Here is a 1,111-nt window from a genome sequence, read left to right as displayed (position 1 = left end):
CAACAGCAGCTTTGATAGCACGGCGTAGCTTTTTGGCGTTATGGTTGGTAATTTGACCAGTAATACCAAGCTTAAAACCCAATTTAACAAAAGCTTTGGCCTCTTGCTCGCCGCCACTAAAGCTATGAGCAATACCGCCTAATTTATGCGCATCATAGCTATGTGCCTTTAATAACGCCAATGCCTCTGCATGAGCCTTACGAATGTGCAGCATGACAGGAAGCTTATGTAGCACAGCAATATCCAGTTGCGCTGTAAAAAAACGCGCTTGCTTAGCAAAAATCTCAGGTTGTTTCATGGCATCCGTATAAGTATCCAACCCTATCTCACCAATTGCTAACGGGCGCCGCTCTTGGACCATTTGCGCCATGCTAGATAGATGCGCGTCGGTATGCTGTTCGATATAAAAAGGATGTAAGCCAAGTGCAATGTGCGCTACAGGATACACGTCTCTACGATCAGTTTTATCCTTATCCTTAGACAGATGCATCTGCTCGATTGTCTGCTGCGTATCATAGAGTCTAGAAAAATATCGCTGCAAATAACCCACCAACACCAAGTGCCGAACACCCTGCATATAAGCCTGCTGCGTCTGTGACTGTCTATCACCATCAAAGACTGGCGCATCAAAATGAGTATGAGTATCGATCAGAGGATATATAGCAGGCAGTGGGGTATGATCTAGCGCTAGATGTGAATTTGTATGAAACATAATCCGTCTTTATAGTTGATTCTTAATGGTTGGTAAATATGTGCTGCGTAAGCAGTTAGGTGATTATGATAATAGAGTATTTTAATTTTGAATGTTTAGCAGCTTTGTATCTATATGCTGATACAAAACTGTAATACAGCGTGTGATATACCGCTTTGGTGAAGTATGCTGCGCCGCTAAACTGTCTATTAGGTGCATTATATTGAGCATAATATGCAAGTATAAAGAGCGTGCAAGTATCAAAATCGTACAAGTATAAAAGTTGTTTCTTAACCCTTTATTAATCCTTGTCACAGTTTTGATATTGCAGGTCTGTATGCTGAGGATTGATGTTTTTTGAGTGGTCTTTTTTTGACAATTCTTTAGCATGGGGAGTCTGTTGCCAGCTGCTACGTCTTG

General features: G+C 41.5%; 1 protein-coding gene. It reads right to left on the bottom strand.

The window, feature by feature from the left end; genetic code table 11:
* A partial coding sequence (locus ACS8FD_RS16265) for a TatD family hydrolase (protein ID WP_439276608.1) occupies positions 1-712 on the bottom strand: 712 nt, incomplete at its 3' end.
* Positions 713-1,111 lie beyond the last annotated feature (399 nt).

This window comes from Psychrobacter sp. 1U2 (genome assembly GCF_051847575.1).
The sequence above is the reverse complement of the archived record's forward strand: the minus strand, read 5'-3'. Positions and strand labels throughout refer to the sequence as shown.